Genomic DNA, 567 nt, shown 5'->3' with positions numbered 1-567 from the left:
AGCCTGTATGGAGCGGCCAGCCGGTCCCTGCGACAGCAGCACCGGCTGGGCGCTTTGCAGGTCGGTGGCAACGGCGGCGAAGCGAATCGGAAAGTCCTCGATGCGGGTGCTGCCGGTGACATCATCCACCCAGCGCGCCAGGTTGTCGCCGCGTATGAAGCCGCCGGAGCGCCAGGTGAGATCGATCAGCGACACGACCTTCACGTCGAGTGCCGCTTGCCGGATGCGCTCAAGGCCGATACCGCTGGCGTAGGCGGCGCCGACCACCGATCCCGCCGAAGTGCCCACCACGATGTCGGGGCGCAATCCGGCTTCTTCCAGCGCTTGCAGCACGCCCACATGCGCAAATCCACGCAGCCCGCCGCCACCGAGCACCACAGCCAGCACCGGGCGCCCGTGATGGGCCGAGGCGACGCGGTGCACCTGGTCCAGCGTGCGTGGCTGCAAGTCGGTCGGCGCCGGTTCGGTGACCGCGCAGCCGGCCAGAGCCAGCGCTGCCAGTACGGCCAACCAGCGGTGGCGGAACGGGTGGTTCATGACAGGTTCCTGCGCGCGCTTCACAGTGCC

1 protein-coding gene is annotated in these 567 nt (G+C 69.3%); it reads right to left on the bottom strand.

Annotated features, from left to right (window positions below; translation table 11 throughout):
* A partial coding sequence (locus AAHB17_RS24555; protein WP_342133683.1) for a patatin-like phospholipase family protein occupies nucleotides 1-537 on the bottom strand: 537 nt, incomplete at its 3' end.
* Nucleotides 538-567 lie beyond the last annotated feature (30 nt).

Source organism: Hydrogenophaga sp. OTU3427, assembly GCF_038440225.1.
GTDB lineage: Bacteria > Pseudomonadota > Gammaproteobacteria > Burkholderiales > Burkholderiaceae_C > Hydrogenophaga.
Note: the sequence above shows the minus strand (reverse complement) of the source record. Positions and strands in the feature narration are given on the sequence as shown.